Raw genomic sequence first — 16,184 nt, forward strand, 5'->3', positions numbered from 1 at the left:
AGTAGGACACCGCCGAACAATCATTGTGGGAAAGCCCCGCACCTCATGGTGCGGGGCTTTTCTGCGTTTACCGGCCGGAATCGGGAAAGCCCCGCACGCCGAAACCCCGGCCTTTCCTTCTCAGGCCGGGGTGACCAGCTGGGTGTCGTACGCCAGGATGACCGCCTGGATGCGGTCCCGCGCTCCCGTCTTGGCGAGGACGCGGCCGACATGGGTCTTCACCGTCGATTCCGCGAGGTGGAGACGTTCGGCTATCTCCGTGTTCGTCCAGCCCTGACCGATGACCGTGAGGATCTCCCGTTCCCGTTCCGTGAGCGCCGAGAGACGCGGGTCCTCCGGGCGCGGGTCCGTGGGCGAGGGCTGCGGCAGATGATGGACGTACGCGTCCAGGAGCCGGCGGGTCAGGCTCGGGGCGACCACCGCGTCACCGCTCGCGACCGCCCGGACGCCCGCGAGCAGCTCCTCCGGGTGGGCGTCCTTCACCAGGAAGCCGCTGGCACCGGCCCGGAGACCGTCGTACGCGTACGCGTCCAGGTCGAAGGTCGTGACGATCAGGACGCGCGTGCGGTCGCCCGAGGCGACGATCCGGCGGGTGGCCTCGATGCCGTCGAGACCGGGCATCCGGATGTCCATGAGGACGACGTCCGGGCGGTGCCGGTCGGTCAGACGGACCGCCTCGGCGCCGTTCGCCGCCTCCCCGACGACCGTCATGTCGTCCTGGCTCTCCAGCAGCATCCGGAAGCCGAAGCGCTGCATCGGCTGGTCGTCGGCGATGAGAACGGTCGTCACGAGGGGGAGTCCTCCCGGGGAAGTCGCAGGGCGGTCCGCCAGCCGCCGGTCGGCAGCGGGCCGGAGTCGAGTGTGCCGTCGTAGAGCGCGGCGCGCTCCCTCATTCCGGTGAGCCCCTGTCCCCGGCGCTGTGGTCCGGCGGGCGGCGGGGCGGTGCCGTCGGTGTCCGTGACCTCCACCCGTACCTCGCGCGCGGTGTGGGAGAGGACGACGGTCGCCCGCGCGCCCTCGCCCGCGTGCTTGAGGGTGTTGGTCAGGGACTCCTGGACGATCCGGTAGACCGTCAGCTGGGCGCCCGGGGTGAGCGGGGGCGCGGCCGGTTCGGCGCGGAGGTCGAACCGTACCGGCAGGCCCGCCTTCCGTACGCCGGTGACCAGGGCGTCCAGGTCGGCCAGGGTGGGCTGGGGAGCGCGGTCGGTCTCCGGGCCGTCGTCGCGCAGGACGCCGAGGAGGCGGCGGAGCTCGGCGAGGGCCTCACGGCTCGTCGTGCCGATGGCGTCGAGGGCCTGGGCGGCCCGCTCGGGATTCCTGGCCGCCGCGTACCGGCCGCCGTCCGCGAGACCGGTGACGACGGACAGGTGGTGGCCGACGATGTCGTGCATCTCCCGGGCGATCCGGGTGCGTTCGGCGGCCGCGGCGAGCCGGACCTCCTGGTCGCGTTCGGTCTCCAGACGGCGGGCCCGGTCGACGAGCGCCGCCGTGTGGTCGCGGCGGGAGCGGACCGTGACGCCCAGGAGCGCGACCAGCGCGTACGCCCACAGGGCGGGGACCGCGTGCTGCTCCCAGCCGCCCCCGGGGTGGAGGACCGCACCGGTCAGGAGCGGCGGCAGGAGCAGGGCCGGGGACCACAGGAGGACGCGGGGCGGGTGGACGAGCGTGAGGTGGAAGAGGGGCAGCAGTTGCAGGTAGGAGGACTGGAGGAAGGCGCCGGACGCGGCGCTGGCGAGGGCCGCGCAGGCCATGACGGCGAGCATGGCCACGGGGCGGCGGCGGCGCCCGTACAGGGGGAGGCTCAGGGCCAGGCTCAGGGTGACGACCACCCAGACCGGGACGGCCGGATCGAGGGCGGTGGTGCGCCAGCCGCCGGACGCGTCCACGAGCGCGGCCACCGTCCAGACGAGCGTCGGCAAGGCGTCCCAGAGCCAGGGGTGGCGGGCGTCGGCGGCCCTGACGCGGCTGGTCAGGCGGTGGACGTACCCGCTGAGGCCCGTCGCTCCGGTACTGCTCTCCGTGGTCACGCCGTCATCTTCCTCATACGTCCCGGTACTTGAGCAACAGGGCGGGCACCGTGAGGGCGGCGGCCGACCAGAGGAGCAGGGCGAGGAGCGCGGCCCCGGGGGAGGCGGTGCCGGGGGCGGGGGTGGTCGTGCCGAGGGCGTCGGCTGCCTGGGCGGGGAAGTACCGGACGATCGTGGTCACCGTTCTGTAGGGGAGCGCTCCGAGGACGCCGGGGACGATCAGGACCCCGCCGACGAAGGCGCCGATCGCGCCCGGCACCGAGCGGAGGGCGGCGCCGAGACCGAGGGCGATCAGACCGAGGAGGGTGACGCCGGTCGCGTTGCCGGCGAGGGCGGTGAGGACGCCGTCGTCGGTCGGCGAGGCGGCCTGGTCGGTGTCGCCGAGGAAGATCTGCGCGGTGCCGAAGGTCAGCAGGTTCGCCAGGAACGAGACGGTGAGGACGCTGCCGGTGAAGACGGCGGCCTTCGCCCACAGGACCGGCAGCCGGGCGGGGACGGCGGTGAGGGTGGCGCGGATCGTGCCCGTCGCGTACTCGCCCGCGGTCAGGAGGATGCCGAGGACGGCGAGGGCCACGGCGCCGAGCTGGGAGCCGTACAGGACGAGGACGACGGTGTCGACGTCGGAGTCGCCGCCGTCGGAGGTGTACGTGGTGCCCATGAGGAGGCCGACGCCGAGCAGGAGGGCGACGGCAGTGCCGACGACGGCCCAGCTGGAGCGCAGCGTGAGGAGTTTGTGCCACTCGGAGCGGATCACGCGCGCGTACGTGAGGGCGGGGGTGGTGGTGTCCGTGGTGGGTGTGGTGGGTGTCGTGTTCATGGTGTCTGCGGTGTTCGTGGTGGGAGTGGTGTACGTCGTCATGCGAGGGCTCCCTGGTACTCGACGGAATCGTGGGTGAGGGTCATGAACGCCTGCTCCAGGGAGGGCGCCCTGGGGGTGAGTTCATGGAGGGTGAGTCCGTGGGCGGCGGCCGTGCGGCCGATCTCCGGGGCGTCCGGGCCGGTGACGACCAGGGTGTCGGGGGCCTCGGTGGTGACCGTGGCGCCGGGCAGCAGGGTGCGCAGCCGGTCGGCCTCGGGGGTGACGACCCGGACGGAGGCGGTGCCGGAGCCGCGGACGAGCGCGTCGACGGTGGTGTCGGCGAGGAGACGGCCCTTGCCGATGACGATCACGTGGTCGGCGGTGAGGGCCGTCTCGCTCATGAGGTGGGAGGAGACGAGGACGGTACGGCCTTCGGCGGCGAGGGACCTGAGGAGGGTGCGGATCCAGAGGACGCCCTCGGGGTCGAGGCCGTTGACCGGTTCGTCGAGGACGACGGTGGCGGGGTCGCCGAGGAGGGCGGAGGCGATGCCGAGGCGCTGGCCCATGCCGAGGGAGAAGCCCTTGACGCGGCGGTCGGCGGCCCGGGTGAGGCCGGTGAGGTCGAGGACCCGTGCCACGCGCGCGCGGGGGATGCCGTGGGTGAGGGCGAGGGCCGTGAGGTGCTGGCGGGCGGTGCGGCCGGGGTGTGCGGCGCGGGCTTCGAGGAGGGCGCCGACGCGGGTGAGCGGGGCGCTGTGCCGGGCGTAGGGGCGGCCGTCGACGGTGGCGTGTCCCGAGGTGGGGGCGTCGAGGCCCAGGATCATGCGGAGGGTGGTGGACTTGCCCGCGCCGTTGGGGCCGAGAAAGCCGGTGACGGTGCCCGGGTGGACGGTGAAGCTGAGGTCCCGGACGACGGTGGTGTCCCCGTACCGCTTGGTGAGGTTCTCTGCTCGGATCATGGGTCCGACGCTAGGGAGTGGACGGGGGCCCGGCGTCCGACCGGGGGTGGGCGGTCCGGGGCGGGGGTGGTACCGGGGTACCAGGTGGGGGCGGGGCGTCGGGTGGTCGTGGGGCGGCCGGGTAGGTGTGGGGCCCGGGGGGTCTGCGGGTGGCCTGTGGGCGTGCCCGGCTGGTTGTGGGGCGGGTGGTCCGCGAGGCGGCCCGCAGGTGTCAGGTGGGTGTTCCGCAAGGGTGGCCCGGAGGGGGCGAGTGGGTACGGGGTGGGGTGTTCGGCGGGGGAAAAAGCCTTGTCAGAGGGGGGTGGGCGACGGAGGATCAGGTCATGGACCTTTCAATACGCGTCATCCGCGCCGACGATTGGGAGCAGAGCCGCGAGATCCGTCTGGCGGCGCTCCGGGATCCGATCGCGCATCTGGCGTTCCTCGACACGTACGAGGCGGCCGTCGAGCGGCCGGACGAATTCTGGCGGGACCGGGCCGAGGGGGCGTCCGAGACCGGGGACGGGAAGACACGGCAGTTCGTGGCCGAGGCTCCGGACGGGCGGTGGCTCGGTACGGTGACGGTCCTGGTGGAGCGGCCCGCGGACGAGATGCGTTTCGGGGAGCCGGCGAAGGTCGGCCAGACGCATCTCGTGGGGGTCTATGTGCGGCCCGAGGCCCGTGGGACGGGTGTGATCGAGGCGCTGTTCCGGACTGCCGTGGAGTGGTCCTGGGCGCTCGCGGAGCCGGTCGAGCGGGTGCGGCTGTACGTCCACGAGGACAACGCGCGGGCCGCGGCCTTCTACCGCCGCTTCGGCTTCGTGCCGACCGGCGACCGGGTGGCGGTGCCGGGGCACGACACGGCCATGGAGAACGAGTACGAGCTGCGGCGGGGGTCGGAGGTCTAGACGGACGGATGTCTGGGCGGGCGGCGGGCGCGGGTCGCGGGCCGGTCGGTGAAGGTGCGTGTGGCCTCGTCCTCGCCGACAGGGTGCCGTCCGCGAGCTGGGTGTGGCCGACCGTGCGGCGGAACCAGGCGGCGAGGAACCCGGCGGCGAGGAACCCGGCGGCGAGGGTCGGTCCGGCCCGGTCGCGGCCCCACCGGAGCGTGACCACCGGCCAGGCGGAGACGCCGAGAGCGGTGGCCCAGCCGGTGACGACCTGCGCGACGGACTCCCCGTCCTGGAGCCAGGGGCTGCCCCCGTGGTTTCCGGGTTCCGGTTCTCGGCCCGGTGTCCGGCGCCGCCGGGTGGCGCGCGCTGGGTGACGGCTGCCCGGTGACCGGCCGCCGGTGCCGGGCGTCCGGCGGTGGCCGGGCCCGGGTGTCCCCGCCGGTGACGGCGGTTCGGCAAGTCAGCGGCTGGGGGAGGTCTCCGGCCAGCGGGCGCGGGCCTGCTCGCGGGAGCGGAGCAGGGCCAGGGTCGGGAGGCCCTGGTCGTGGCCGGTCGCGAGGAGCTCGGGGAGCTGGGGGATCGGCGCCACGGCGGCGACGTCGTCGAGGACGAGCGTCAGTGGTGGGTCGAGCCGACCGTCGGATGACCGTGCGGCCATGCGGCGGCCGTGCTCGACCACGCTTGCGGCGAGGGCCGTGAGGAGCGGCATCGCGCCGGGGTGGGTGCGGGGATCCTCGATGGCTTCCCCCACCACGTAGAGGGTGCCCCCTTCGGGGAGGAAAGATGCCAGGGACAGGGAATCGGTCCGGTTCGATGTGCAGGCGTCCCTGATGTGCACCGAGGACAGCGCGGCGAGCGCGCGGGCCGTCAGTTCCTGTGCCAGGCGACGGCTTTCCGGGTGGGCCGTGAGGGCGGATTCGAGGAGCCCCGCGTGGCCGGAGGCGGCCTTGGGGTGGCTGCGGAGGATGCGGACCGGTTCATGGGCGCCCGCGCCCTGGGCCCAGCGGTGGACCTGGCGGAACGGGCGTCCGTCGACGGCCGCCGCGTGCAGCCAGCAGCGCAGGAGGGTCTCGGCGGTCTCCGCGGTGGCCGCGTCGAGCCGCGCGTGCGGGCGGACCGGGGCCAGCAGCGCGGTCGCCCGCAGGTGGGCCGTCGCCGGGTCCTCGCAGTGCTCGGACGGCGACCAGCGCAGCCGCGCCGGAGTGTCGCAGAGGTGTCCGGGGTCGTGGACGAGGACCGGGCCGAGCTTGCCGCGGGCGTCCTTGGTGGCGGACCAGACCGTGGGGTCGGAGGTGACGACCAGGGCCGCGCCCTCCGCGTCCAGGACCGCCTGGACGGCGGCGGGTCGGCGGGCCTCCGGAGGCCCGTAGAACGTCCGCGAGGGGCCCTGGCGGACGGCCGGGGCCACGATGGGCGGAAGCCCCGGGGGGACGGCCGGGGGCGTGGGTGCGGGGGAGGAGGCGGCCGGGTCGCGGGGCGCCGGGGGCGTGGTCTCCGCGAGGGGCGGGGTTTCCTCCGGGTGTCGCCGTACGGGTACGGGCCCGGGGTGGTGTGCCGCGGGCTGTTCCGGTGCCGGGCCGCCGGGTGCGGGCCGACGGGTGTCCCGTAGGGGGTCGGGGGTCCTCGTGGTGTCCCCTGCGGGCCGGGAGCGGTCCGGTGCCGGGCTCCGGGTGTCCCGTACGGGTGCCGGGGGCCTGGTCTCCCGTACGGGCTTCTCCCAGCGGGTCTCCGGGGCGCCGGACTGCTCCGGGAAGTCCCGTACGGGCTCGGGGGTCCTGTGGTGCGGGGGGCCGTCGTAGCCGCCCGTCCTCCGGTTCGCCCTGACCGCGCGCCAGCGGGCCAGGGTGCCCAGGGCGAAGACCGCGAGGACGAGGAGGATCATCGCCTCGCCGATCAGCAGGCCCCAGAACATGCCGTGCCCCGACAGCTGGTCCGGCGGGGTCCCCGGCCAGGCCGCCGCGAGGTCCGTCGGGGCCGTCGCCAGGGAACGCAGGGCCGACGGCGTGCCCATGAAGCCGACCCCGCGGGGCCAGGCCCCGTGGGAGAGGAGCCCGGCCAGGCCGGTCGCCGTCCACACCAGGGCCGTGAGGCAGAGGAGGAATCCGAACAGGCCGAGCAGCAGCCCGTCGGAGGCCCCTCCCCCGCTTTTCCGCGGCTGCTCCATCTACGCCACCGTCGACTGCGAGGTGCCGTTCATCTGCTGCTCGACCAGGATCGCCCGTTGCTCCGTCTCCCACTCCAGCTCCGGGTCGACGACGGACGACTCGGTCATCGCGCGGTCGGTGTAGACGAGCGGGCGTTCCCGTTCGGTGATGAGGTGTTTGACCACCTGCACATTGCCGTTGACGTCCCAGACCGCGATGCCGGGGGTGAGGGTCGGGATGATCTCCACCGCCCAGCGGGGCAGGCCGAGGACCCGTCCCGTACCGCGTGCCTCGTCGGCCTTCTGGGCGTAGATGGTCCGGGTGGAGGCCATCTTGAGGATCGCCGCCGCCTCCTTGGCCGCCGCTCCGTCGACGACGTCGGAGAGGTGGTGGACGACGGCGACGAAGCTCAGGCCCAGTCGGCGGCCGAACTTCAGCAGCCGCTGGAACAGCTGGGCGACGAACGGGCTGTTGATGATGTGCCAGGCCTCCTCGACGAGGAAGATGCGCTTCTTCCGGTCGGGGCGGATCCAGGTGTGCTCCAGCCAGACGCCGACGATCGCCATGAGGATCGGCATCGCGATGGAGTTGCGGTCGATGTGGGAGAGGTCGAAGACGATCAGGGGGGCGTCGAGGTCGATGCCGACGGTCGTCGGGCCGTCGAACATGCCCCGCAGGTCGCCGTCGACCAGCCGGTCCAGGACGAGGGCGACGTCCAGTCCCCAGGCCCGTACGTCGTCTATGTCGACGTTCATCGCCTCGGCCGACTGCGCCTCGGGGTGGCGGAGCCGTTCGACGATGTCGGTGAGGATCGGCTGCCGGTCGGTGGTGTGCTCGATGACGTGGGCGTGGGCGACCTTGAGCGCGAAGCCCGCGCGCTCGTCGAGGCCGTGGCCCATCGCCACCTCGATGATCGTGCGGAGCAGGGCGAGCTGCCCGGTCGTGGTGATCGACGGGTCGAGCGGGTTGAGACGGATGCCGGAGTCGTTGGCGACCATCGGGTCCAGGCGGATGGGGGTTATCCCCAGCTCCTGCGCGATGAGGTTCCATTCGCCGACGCCGTCCTCGCCCTGCGCGTCGAGGACCACGACCTGCCGGTCCCGGAAGCGCAGCTGGCGGAGCACGTACGTCTTCTCCAGCGCGGACTTGCCGTTGCCGGACTCGCCGAGGACCAGCCAGTGCGGGGCCGGGAGCTGCTGCCCGTACAGCTGGAAGGGGTCGTAGATGTAGCCCTTGCCGCTGTAGACCTCGCGGCCGATGATGACGCCGGAGTCGCCGAGGCCGGGTGCGGCGGTCGGCAGGTAGACGGCCTGGGCCTGTCCGGTGGAGGTGCGGACGGGCAGCCGGGTGGTCTCCACCTTCCCGAAGAGGAAGGAGGTGAAGGCTTCGGTGAGGACGGACAGCGGATCTCGCATCGGTCTGTGCCCCTTCGGCCCTAGCGGCGGATGCCGGTCGCGAACGGCAAGGTGTTCACAAAGGCCCGGTGGTGCTCGCGGTCGCACCACTCCAGCTTCAGATAGGACTTGCCGGCGGAGGCTCTGATCGTGCGCTTGTCCCGGGCCAGGGCCTCGGGGGAGCGCGACGACACCGTGATGTACCCGACCAGGTTCACTCCGGCGGCGCCACTGGCGAGGTCCTCGCCCCGCTGGTCGAGGCGGCCGTGGGCCGCGATGTCGCGCGGGTCGACCGTGCGGTTCATCTTGGCGGCGCGGCTCGCGTCGGCCTCGTCGTTGGTCTTCTCGGTGAGCATCCGCTCGATGGCGACCTCGGTGGGTTCCAGGTCCATGGTGACGGCGACCGTGCGGATCACGTCCGGGGTGTGGACGAGCAGCGGGGCGAGGAAGTTGACGCCGACGGGGGTCATCGGCCACTCCTTCACCCAGGCGGTGGCGTGGCACCAGGGGGCGCGGGTGGAGGACTCGCGGGTCTTGGCCTGGAGGTACGTCGGTTCCATCGCGTCCAGCTCGGCGGGCCAGGCGTTGCGCTTGGTCATGGCCTGGATGTGGTCGATGGGGTGGTCGGGGTCGTACATGGAGTGCACGAGGGAGGAGAGGCGGGACTGGCCGAGGGGCTGGCGGACGCGGATGTCGGCCTCGGCGAGGCGGGCGCAGATGTCGGTGAGTTCGCGGGCCATGACGACGGCGAGTCCGGCGTCCCGGTCGAGCCTGCGGGCGCCGGAGGCGTGCCGGGCGGCGCGGGCCATGGCGTTGCCCTCGGCGGCGAGCTCGCGGGTGTAGTGCATACAGGCGACGAGGTAGGCGCGGTGCTGCTCGCTGGAGGTGGAGACCATCGACTGGAGCTGGTCGTAGGACTCCTGGAGCCAGACGGGGGCGTGCGGGTCGCCGCGCTGGCCGACGTCCTTCGCGTGCGCGTCGGGGTCGGCGGGCAGGGTGCGGGCCAGCATCTGGATGCGGGTCACGAAGCCGTCGCCGTTGGCGACGTGCTTGAGGAGGGTGCCGAAGCGGTCGACGAGGGCTTCCTGGTCCTCGCTGTCGCGGAGGCCGACGCCGGGGCCCTCGATCTCGATGGCGGCGGTGACGGTGCGCCGGTCGGCGTGCAGGAGCACGGCGATCTCGTCGGGGCCGAAGGGGGCGGCGAGCCAGCCGATGCCGCCGATGCCGGGCGGCGGGCCGACCTCGACCTCGCGGCCGTCGAGCCGGGTGCCCGCCTCGACGGTGACGGAACGGTAGGCCGTGCCGCGCTTCAGCATCCGCTTGTAGCTGCGGTTGATCTCGAACCACTTGTAGAACGTGCGGTGCTTGTACGGGAGGTACACGGCGGCGATGGCGATCATGGGCAGCCCGGCGAGGAGGGCGATCCGCAGGGGGAGGACGGGGACGAGGAGTCCGCTCATCATGCCGAGGAAGGCGCCGACGATGATCAGGGCGATCTCGCCGGTCTCGCGGTTCTTGCCGACGATCGCGTTCGGCCGGGCGCGGCCCACGAGATACGTACGGCGGGGCGTGACCGGTGGGGACTGGGTCGTCAACGCCCTGCACCTCCAGAGTTCTTGCGGTTGCTGTGCGGGGTGCCCGCGGTGGGGTTGCCGCTACGGGGCGGGGGCGGGGGTGTCGCAGCGCCGCCGCGGCTGCCGTGGGCGGCCATGCCGCCGGACATGGGGTTGGCCGCGCGGGCGGGCTGGGCGCCCTGCCCGCCGCCGTCGCCGCGGGAGCTGTGGGTCTTGATGCCCTGGGAGACGAGGGAGGCGGGGGAGGAGATGACGGCCGCCGCGGTGTTCTCGCCCGCGCGGTGCAGGCGGTTGTTGCGGGAGGCGGCGATCTCGTCGCCGAAGCCGGGGACGAAGCGGTAGATCATCGCGGAGGCGAAGATCGCGAGGAGGATGATCGCGAGCCCGGAGACGACGGCGGAGAACGAGTCGGGTCCGGTGCCGGAGGAGAGCGCGCCGGCCAGGCCGAGGACGATCACGATGACCGGCTTCACCAGGATGACGGCGATCATGATGCCCGCCCAGCGGCGGACGTGGCCCCACATGTTCTTGTCGACGAGCCCGGAGTAGACGACGACGCCGAGGAGGGCGCCGACGTACAGCAGGACGGCGCGGAGGAACAGTTCCAGGTACAGGACGCCCGCGGCGAGGACGGTCACCAGGGAGACGATGATCAGCATGATGGGGCCGCCACCGATGCTGTCGCCCTTCTGGAGGGCCTCCTTGAAGCTGCCGAAGAAGATGTCGGTCTGCTGGCCGGTGCCGGAGGCGATGACCTCGGTGACGGCGTCGGTGGCGTTGACCACGGTGTAGAGGATCAGCGGGGTGAACGCGGAGGCCAGGACCGTCAGCCAGAGGAACCCGATGGCCTCGGAGAGGGCGGTGGCCAGGGGCACGCCGCGGATGGCGCGCTTGGCGACGGCGAGCAGCCAGAGGAGGAGGGTGAGGAAGGTGGCGGCGGCGAAGACGATGGCGTAGCGGCCGAGGAACTGCATGTTGGTGAAGTCGACGTCGGCGGTCTCCTTCACGGCTTTGGAGAGGTAGTCGATGGTGGCGACGGCGGCGTCGGCGCAGCCGCGCGCGAGCGAGGACAGCGGGTCGAGGGCGGCCGTGGGCTCGGTGGGCGGTGTGGCGCCGCCGGACTGGCCGCGCTCGCACAGCTCCCTGGCCTGCCCCACGATGAGGGCGCAGCGGCTGTCGGTGGGACTGGGGGTGGGTGTGGGCGTGGGGGTCGGGGTGGGGGCCGCCTGGGCGTACGAGGAGAGGACGAGGGGGACGGCGAGGAACGCGGCGGTCAGCGTGGCCGTCGTACGGCCCGCGAGGCTGCGGCTAGCGGGCATAGGTGAAGCCTCCGTATTCCTCGACGGCCTCGGCGATCTCGTCGGCGACGGACGCCCGGTTGTCCCCGTTGACCGGGGTGGGGCCCTCGGTCTGGCTGGACGAGCTGATGCGCCAGTCGCCGCCGACCCAGGTGAGCTTCTGCGTGAGCGTGAACCAGGTGGAGGTGACGGGCTTGGTGGAGCCCGTGCCCGCGAGGCCGACGAGACCGGTGCACCAGACGTCGACCGTCGCGGTGGTGGCGGTGTGGTCGCGGACCTTGGCGCCGACCGGGACGGTGCGGGAGACGAAGGTCAGGCCGCTGGGCGCGAGGCCGTTCGCGTCGAGTCCGATGCTGGTGAGGAAGTCGGCCGTGTAGGAGGCGTCGAGCCGCTTCAGCAGGGCGTCGGTGACGGCGGGGTCGTGGGTGGCGCGGACGATGTCCGTGCGGGGGCCCCGCTGGAACATGTCCACCGAGCCCAGTGCCACCGCGTAGTTGGTGGCGGCGCTCTGGGCGCCCTGGGTGTTCTGGGTGTGGCCGGTCGGGATCTGGCCGTTCTTGCCGGTGACGGGGCGGACGCCGGTGGCCGTGGTGGGGGTGGCGCGGCCGGGGCGGTCGGAGGTGGGGCCGGCGGTGGTGGCCGGTTCGCCGCCGCCGCGGTTGGCGAAGGCGATGGCGGCCACGAGGAGGACCACCACGCCGACGACCGCGAGGAGGGAGCGGGAGCCGCGCGCGGGCCTGCGGGCGCTGCCGTGGAAGTCGCCGCTGTTGCCCTCGGGCAGGCGGGTCCGGGTCTGGCCCGAGCCGCCCACGCCGCCGAAGCTGTCGTGCTCGTCACCGGGACTCATGCCGGGAACGCCCCCTCACTGGTTCGCGGTACGGGCAGTGCTGCAAGGTGACTGGACATCAGGGAACGCAATCTCAGGGGGACGGGTCCGACGGGGAGTCAGACGGCCATCCCGTACACGATGGTGAACAGCGTTCCCAGGGAGCCGATGATGAAGACCCCGGTCAGTCCGGCCACGATGAGGCCCTTGCCCTGTTCCGCGCTGAACGTGTCGCGCAGCGCGGTCGCGCCGATGCGCTGCTTGGCCGCTCCCCAGATGGCGATGCCGAGGCAGAGCAGGATGGCCACGGCCATCACCACCTCGATCATGATCTTGGCCTCGTTGCCCAGGCTCCCGAAAGGGCCCCAGTTGGGGGCGATTCCACCGATGATGGTGGTGATGTCGCCCTTCTCAGCCGCCAGGTACATGTAACTCACCGCCCGTGTGGGGTAGTTGTTTCACCCCTGCCGGACGGCATGGGTCATCGCCCTATCTTCGCTGATGAAACCGCTCGCGTGTGACGGCTTGGCGGCTCTCTTTACCCGATCCCCGCACATGTGACCGGCTCGACCGCCTTGACCTGCGGTGGTGTGGCCGGTTTCCATGCGAAGAAGCGTATGGTCACTCTGTGTATCACGGAGGGTGACTCCGGGCAATGATTGTCGTTGTTGCACTCTTGGGGCGGCGCCGGGACCGGGGCGATCGGGGGTCGCGCAAACGGCCCGCGGGAGCGCCTCGCGGCCTAGACTGGGCCCCGGGGCGTACTGGCATGGGCCGAGGGGTGGTTGACGGTGCGTAGGGCGGGCAAGGCGTGGGCGGTGGCCGGCGGGGCCGTCGGGGTCTGTCTCGGCTTCCTCGCGCTGCTCGTCGTCGGTACGTACTCGGCCGCGGCCGGGATCGCGGGCGGCACGGGCGGTGTGAACGGCACGGTGGCCCTGGCCAAGGGCTCGGTGCCCGCGCTCTACCAGGGGCTCGTCCAGCGCTGGGGGAACCTCTGCCCCGCCATCAACCCGGCGCTGCTCGCCGCCCAGCTGTACCAGGAGAGCGGCTGGAACCCGAGGGCGGTCTCCTCGGCCGACGCCCGGGGCATCGCCCAGTTCATCCCCAGCACCTGGGCCGGGCACGGGCTGGACGGGGACGGGGACGGCGACCGGGACATCTGGGACCCGAAGGACGCGATCCCGTCGGCGGCCTCGTACGACTGCGAACTCGCGGGGTACGTCAAGGACGTTCCCGGCGACCTGACGAGCAACATGCTGGCCGCGTACAACGCGGGCGCGTACCGGGTGATCCGGCACGGCGGGGTCCCGCCGATCAGCGAGACCCAGAACTACGTGCGGATCATCCAGTCCCTGGAGAAGAGCTTCGCCCGGCCGGTGGGCCGGGTGGACCCGTCCCGGCAGGCGGCGGGCGCCATCGAGTGGGCGCAGCAGAAGCTCGGCACCCCGTATCTGTGGGGCGGTACGGGAACGGCCGCGCAGAACGGCCGGTTCGACTGCTCGGGGCTCACCCAGGCCGCGTTCGACAGCGTCGGCATCCGGCTGCCGCGCGTGGCCAACGACCAGTACAACGCGGGACCGCACCCCTCGCGGGACGAACTGCTGCCGGGGGACCTGGTCTTCTTCTCCGACGACCTGACCAACTCCCGGGCCATCCGGCACGTCGGCATCTACGTCGGCGGCGGGTACATGATCGACGCCCCGCGCACCGGGGCGGTGATCCGGTTCGACCGGATCGACACCCCGGACTACTTCGGTGCGACCCGGGTCACCGAGGAGGGGGCGGCGGCGCTGCCGACCCATCTCCCGGGAGTCTGAACAGAGGAGACGGGGCGTCGGATCGCGCCCCGAGATGGCCGGAACTCTCCGTCATGCGCTGGCCCTGAGCTGCGGAGGACCGTCACTCTTCGGTAACGTCCTCATGATCCACCGGAGAGAGCGGAACGCGCGCCTCAGGCGACTCGTTCCCTGATCCGACCGCTCTGACGGGGTGGGACGGCACACACGAGAGCAAGGGGTCCGCGGCAGATGGCTGTACGCGCATCGGACGGTTCGAACCCCGATGTCGGGCTGCTCTACGACATCAACGGGCTGACCAGGGCGGCACCGCCGTGGTCCGACCGGGTCATGGCGTTCGCCGGCGAGTACGGCATCCTGCTCGCGCTGGTGCTCGTGGTGCTGTGGTGCTGGTGGAGCGTCCGCGGGCGCGGCACCCACGCCGACTCCGTCTCCGCCGCCGCCGGGCTCGTCTGGGCCCCGCTGGCCGCCGGGATCGCCCTCCTGGTCAACGTCCCCATCCGCGACTTCGTCGAACGCCCCCGCCCCTTCAAGGACCACGAGGGTCTGGAGGTCCTCGTCGCGGGCAAGACGGACTTCTCCTTCGTCAGCGACCACGCCACCCTGGCCATGGCCCTCGCCGTCGGAGTCTTCGTCGCCCACCGGGGGTTCGGCCTCGCCGCCATCGGTCTCGCCCTCGCCGAGGGCTTCACCCGCGTCTATCTGGGCGTCCACTACCCGACCGACGTCGTCGGCGGCCTGGCCCTCGGCACGGCGGTCGCGCTGCTCCTCGCCCCGCCCGCCCTCGCGCTGCTGACCCCGCTGCTCTCCGCCGTCGCCCGCTCGCGGCGCTGCGCCCGGCTGGTCCGCTCCCGCCGGGCCCCCGGACTCCGGTGCGCCGGGACCGTCGGCATCCCCGAACCGCGCCTGGGCGGACCGGGCGTCGGCCCGGGGCGCAACGACCTCGCCGCTTAGGGGGCTTCCGCCCCGGTGGTGCGCAGATGGTCCGCCGCGTCGGTGCGGGCGCGGTCGCGGGACCTCCTCGCCGGGCCCGCCCAGCCGCAGCTGCACCGGGCCAGCGCGAACGAGCCGCGCTCCGTCGTCGTGATGGTGTGGGGGGAGGCCTGCGCGTACACCCCACCACCGTACTGCGCGTGACGGCACGCCCGGACCGTCGTTAGGGGTTCGGGTGCCCCCGGGCCCGCGGGCTCGGGCACGGGCGAGCGGCGGCGCGGTTCTTGGGGGTCGACGGACGATGGTGACGCGGAGCGACGGACGGCCGCAGGGCCGGGGGAGCGGGGCGCTCGCCGTCACCGCCGTGCTGGTCGGCTCCCTCGTGGGGACCGGGGCGGTCGCCGGGTGCGCGGCCCCCGAGGACCCGAAGCCGAGGGCCGATCCGACGCGCGCCGTGCGGGACGCGGCCGATGTGCTCGCCCGCGCCGGTTCCGCGAAGACCAGCACCTCCATGGAGATGGCCTCGGGCGGCACCCGGGTCACCATCCGGGGCGAGGGCGGCTACGACTTCCGGCGCCGCACCGGCAGGCTCCAGGTGGTGCTGCCGAAGGACCCGGCGGGGGCGGACGGACACCGGCCGATCACCGAGCTGCTCACCCCCGGCGTCCTCTACATGAAGAACCGGGGGGCCGGGGTGCCCGCCGACAAGTGGGTCCGGGTCGACACCACCACCCTCGGCGACGGGAACCTGGTCACCGGCGGGGCCACCGACCCGGCCGCCGCCGCCGAACTGCTGCGGGGCGTCCGGGAGGTCGCGTACCTCGGCGAGGTCGAGCTGGCGGGGGTGAGGGTCAGCCACTACCGGGGGGTCGCGGACATCGGCCGCGCCGCGGCGCACGCCTCCCCGTACCTGCGGGGCGCGCTCGCCGCGGCGGCTAAGGGGTTCACCGTGGACACCGTGCCCTTCGACGCGTACCTCGACGCGGAGGGGCTGCTGCGGAAGGTCCGGCACCGGTTCAGCTTCAGCAATCAGGGACGTACGGTCGCGGTCGCCTCGACGACCCTGCTGTACGGCTTCGGGGTTCCCGTCGAGGTGACGCTGCCGGACCGCCGGGACCTCTACGACGGGAAGATCGAGTCCTGACCCGTACGGGTCGCCGTCGCCCCCGGGGCCATCGGCAAATGGTCCAGACGTGTCATGCGCGGTGCGTGGCCCCGTCCCTACGCTGGGAGACCGCAGGGAGACGACGCCGGCAGGAAGAGGTGGATGCGCGTGGCCCCGCCCGGTACAGCAACCGTGCCCGCAGACCCGGACTGCGTCGCCCTCGCCGAGATCGAACTGTGCGGCGAGCTGATCATCGCGGCTTCCGCGGCGGACGGGGAGCGGCTCAGCGCCGACCGGATCGACGAGATCCTGCGGGTGGCGGCGGAACGGGCGGGGGGGGGCCCCGGGGGGTGGGGGGCCCCCCCCCCCCCCGGGGGGGGGCCGCGGCGGGGGGCCCCCCCCCCCCCCGGGCCCGGGGGGGGGCCCCGCCCCCGGGGGGGGGTGCGACGCCCCCCCC

15 protein-coding genes are annotated in these 16,184 nt (G+C 73.2%); 4 read left to right on the plus strand and 11 right to left on the minus strand.

Going from position 1 to position 16,184, the window contains the following annotated elements:
• Positions 1-120: 120 nt before the first annotated feature.
• From ACIO92_RS32620 to ACIO92_RS32635, 4 genes are read right to left on the minus strand one after another with little or no spacing between them, the layout of a single operon-like run.
• The gene (locus ACIO92_RS32620) at positions 121-789 is read right to left on the minus strand and encodes a response regulator transcription factor (RefSeq protein WP_366445269.1); all 669 of its coding nucleotides are present in this window, start codon (positions 787-789) and stop codon (positions 121-123) included.
• Positions 786-2,027, minus strand: a complete 1,242-nt coding sequence (locus ACIO92_RS32625; protein ID WP_366445268.1) for a histidine kinase — start codon at positions 2,025-2,027, stop codon at positions 786-788. The genes ACIO92_RS32620 and ACIO92_RS32625 overlap by 4 nt, the downstream gene beginning before the upstream one ends.
• A 13-nt stretch (positions 2,028-2,040) precedes the next feature.
• Positions 2,041-2,844 (minus strand): ABC transporter permease, encoded by an 804-nt coding sequence (locus ACIO92_RS32630; RefSeq protein ID WP_401240367.1) that lies wholly within the window; start codon positions 2,842-2,844, stop codon positions 2,041-2,043.
• A 38-nt stretch (positions 2,845-2,882) separates the two neighbouring features.
• On the minus strand, positions 2,883-3,785 hold the full coding sequence (locus ACIO92_RS32635; RefSeq protein WP_401240153.1) for an ABC transporter ATP-binding protein: 903 nt from the start codon (positions 3,783-3,785) through the stop codon (positions 2,883-2,885).
• A 323-nt stretch (positions 3,786-4,108) separates the two neighbouring features.
• On the opposite strand from ACIO92_RS32635, the gene ACIO92_RS32640 reads away from it, so the two are divergent.
• The gene (locus tag ACIO92_RS32640; protein ID WP_366445265.1) at positions 4,109-4,672 is read left to right on the plus strand and encodes a GNAT family N-acetyltransferase; all 564 of its coding nucleotides are present in this window, start codon (positions 4,109-4,111) and stop codon (positions 4,670-4,672) included.
• Positions 4,673-5,117: 445 nt separating this feature from the next.
• Here ACIO92_RS32640 and ACIO92_RS32645 read toward each other — a convergent pair whose 3' ends face one another.
• The 6 genes from ACIO92_RS32645 to ACIO92_RS32670 form a co-directional block, all read right to left on the minus strand.
• A complete protein-coding gene (locus tag ACIO92_RS32645; RefSeq protein ID WP_402284135.1) occupies positions 5,118-6,821 on the minus strand; it encodes a type VI secretion protein in 1,704 nt (567 codons plus the stop codon).
• Complete coding sequence (locus tag ACIO92_RS32650; RefSeq protein ID WP_366445263.1) at positions 6,822-8,216, minus strand: ATP-binding protein; 1,395 nt, start codon at positions 8,214-8,216, stop codon at positions 6,822-6,824.
• A 20-nt stretch (positions 8,217-8,236) separates the two neighbouring features.
• Positions 8,237-9,790, minus strand: a complete 1,554-nt coding sequence (locus ACIO92_RS32655) for an SCO6880 family protein (RefSeq protein ID WP_366445262.1) — start codon at positions 9,788-9,790, stop codon at positions 8,237-8,239.
• Positions 9,787-11,088 carry a hypothetical protein gene (locus tag ACIO92_RS32660; RefSeq protein ID WP_402060493.1) on the minus strand — a complete coding sequence of 434 codons (1,302 nt, stop codon included), beginning with the start codon at positions 11,086-11,088 and terminating at the stop codon, positions 9,787-9,789. Before ACIO92_RS32660 ends, ACIO92_RS32655 begins: the two co-directional genes overlap by 4 nt.
• Positions 11,078-11,914, minus strand: a complete 837-nt coding sequence (locus ACIO92_RS32665) for a hypothetical protein (protein ID WP_402284139.1) — start codon at positions 11,912-11,914, stop codon at positions 11,078-11,080. Before ACIO92_RS32665 ends, ACIO92_RS32660 begins: the two co-directional genes overlap by 11 nt.
• 98 nt (positions 11,915-12,012) lie before the next feature.
• Positions 12,013-12,321, minus strand: coding sequence for a hypothetical protein (locus ACIO92_RS32670; RefSeq protein WP_030221046.1), 309 nt, complete (start codon positions 12,319-12,321; stop codon positions 12,013-12,015).
• A gap of 363 nt (positions 12,322-12,684) precedes the next feature.
• On the opposite strand from ACIO92_RS32670, the gene ACIO92_RS32675 reads away from it, so the two are divergent.
• Complete coding sequence (locus tag ACIO92_RS32675) at positions 12,685-13,710, plus strand: NlpC/P60 family protein (RefSeq protein WP_401240370.1); 1,026 nt, start codon at positions 12,685-12,687, stop codon at positions 13,708-13,710.
• Between the two features lie 210 nt (positions 13,711-13,920).
• Positions 13,921-14,643 carry a phosphatase PAP2 family protein gene (locus ACIO92_RS32680; RefSeq protein ID WP_366445257.1) on the plus strand — a complete coding sequence of 241 codons (723 nt, stop codon included), beginning with the start codon at positions 13,921-13,923 and terminating at the stop codon, positions 14,641-14,643.
• Here the strand turns inward: ACIO92_RS32680 and ACIO92_RS32685 are convergent.
• Positions 14,640-14,804: a hypothetical protein gene (locus tag ACIO92_RS32685; protein WP_366445256.1), complete on the minus strand. Its 165-nt coding sequence runs from the start codon at positions 14,802-14,804 to the stop codon at positions 14,640-14,642. The two genes, ACIO92_RS32680 and ACIO92_RS32685, sit on opposite strands and share 4 nt — an antisense overlap.
• Positions 14,805-14,923: 119 nt before the next feature.
• On the opposite strand from ACIO92_RS32685, the gene ACIO92_RS32690 reads away from it, so the two are divergent.
• Entirely contained in the window at positions 14,924-15,766 is an 843-nt protein-coding gene (locus ACIO92_RS32690; protein WP_366445255.1) for a hypothetical protein, read from the plus strand.
• The last annotated feature ends 418 nt before the right edge of the window (positions 15,767-16,184 follow it).

It is taken from the genome of Streptomyces sp. NPDC087215 (genome assembly GCF_044744885.1).
GTDB lineage: Bacteria > Actinomycetota > Actinomycetes > Streptomycetales > Streptomycetaceae > Streptomyces.

Excerpts from the sequence above, each read along its gene's own strand:
- ACIO92_RS32630 (WP_401240367.1), bottom strand. The coding sequence starts at position 2,844 with ATGAACACGACACCCACCACACCCACCACGGACACCACCACCCCCGCC.
- ACIO92_RS32635 (WP_401240153.1), bottom strand. The coding sequence starts at position 3,785 with ATGATCCGAGCAGAGAACCTCACCAAGCGGTACGGGGACACCACCGTC.
- ACIO92_RS32640 (WP_366445265.1), top strand. The coding sequence starts at position 4,109 with ATGGACCTTTCAATACGCGTCATCCGCGCCGACGATTGGGAGCAGAGC.
- ACIO92_RS32645 (WP_402284135.1), bottom strand. The coding sequence starts at position 6,821 with ATGGAGCAGCCGCGGAAAAGCGGGGGAGGGGCCTCCGACGGGCTGCTG.
- ACIO92_RS32650 (WP_366445263.1), bottom strand. The coding sequence starts at position 8,216 with ATGCGAGATCCGCTGTCCGTCCTCACCGAAGCCTTCACCTCCTTCCTC.
- ACIO92_RS32660 (WP_402060493.1), bottom strand. The coding sequence starts at position 11,088 with ATGCCCGCTAGCCGCAGCCTCGCGGGCCGTACGACGGCCACGCTGACC.
- ACIO92_RS32665 (WP_402284139.1), bottom strand. The coding sequence starts at position 11,914 with ATGAGTCCCGGTGACGAGCACGACAGCTTCGGCGGCGTGGGCGGCTCG.
- ACIO92_RS32670 (WP_030221046.1), bottom strand. The coding sequence starts at position 12,321 with ATGTACCTGGCGGCTGAGAAGGGCGACATCACCACCATCATCGGTGGA.
- ACIO92_RS32680 (WP_366445257.1), top strand. The coding sequence starts at position 13,921 with ATGGCTGTACGCGCATCGGACGGTTCGAACCCCGATGTCGGGCTGCTC.
- ACIO92_RS32690 (WP_366445255.1), top strand. The coding sequence starts at position 14,924 with ATGGTGACGCGGAGCGACGGACGGCCGCAGGGCCGGGGGAGCGGGGCG.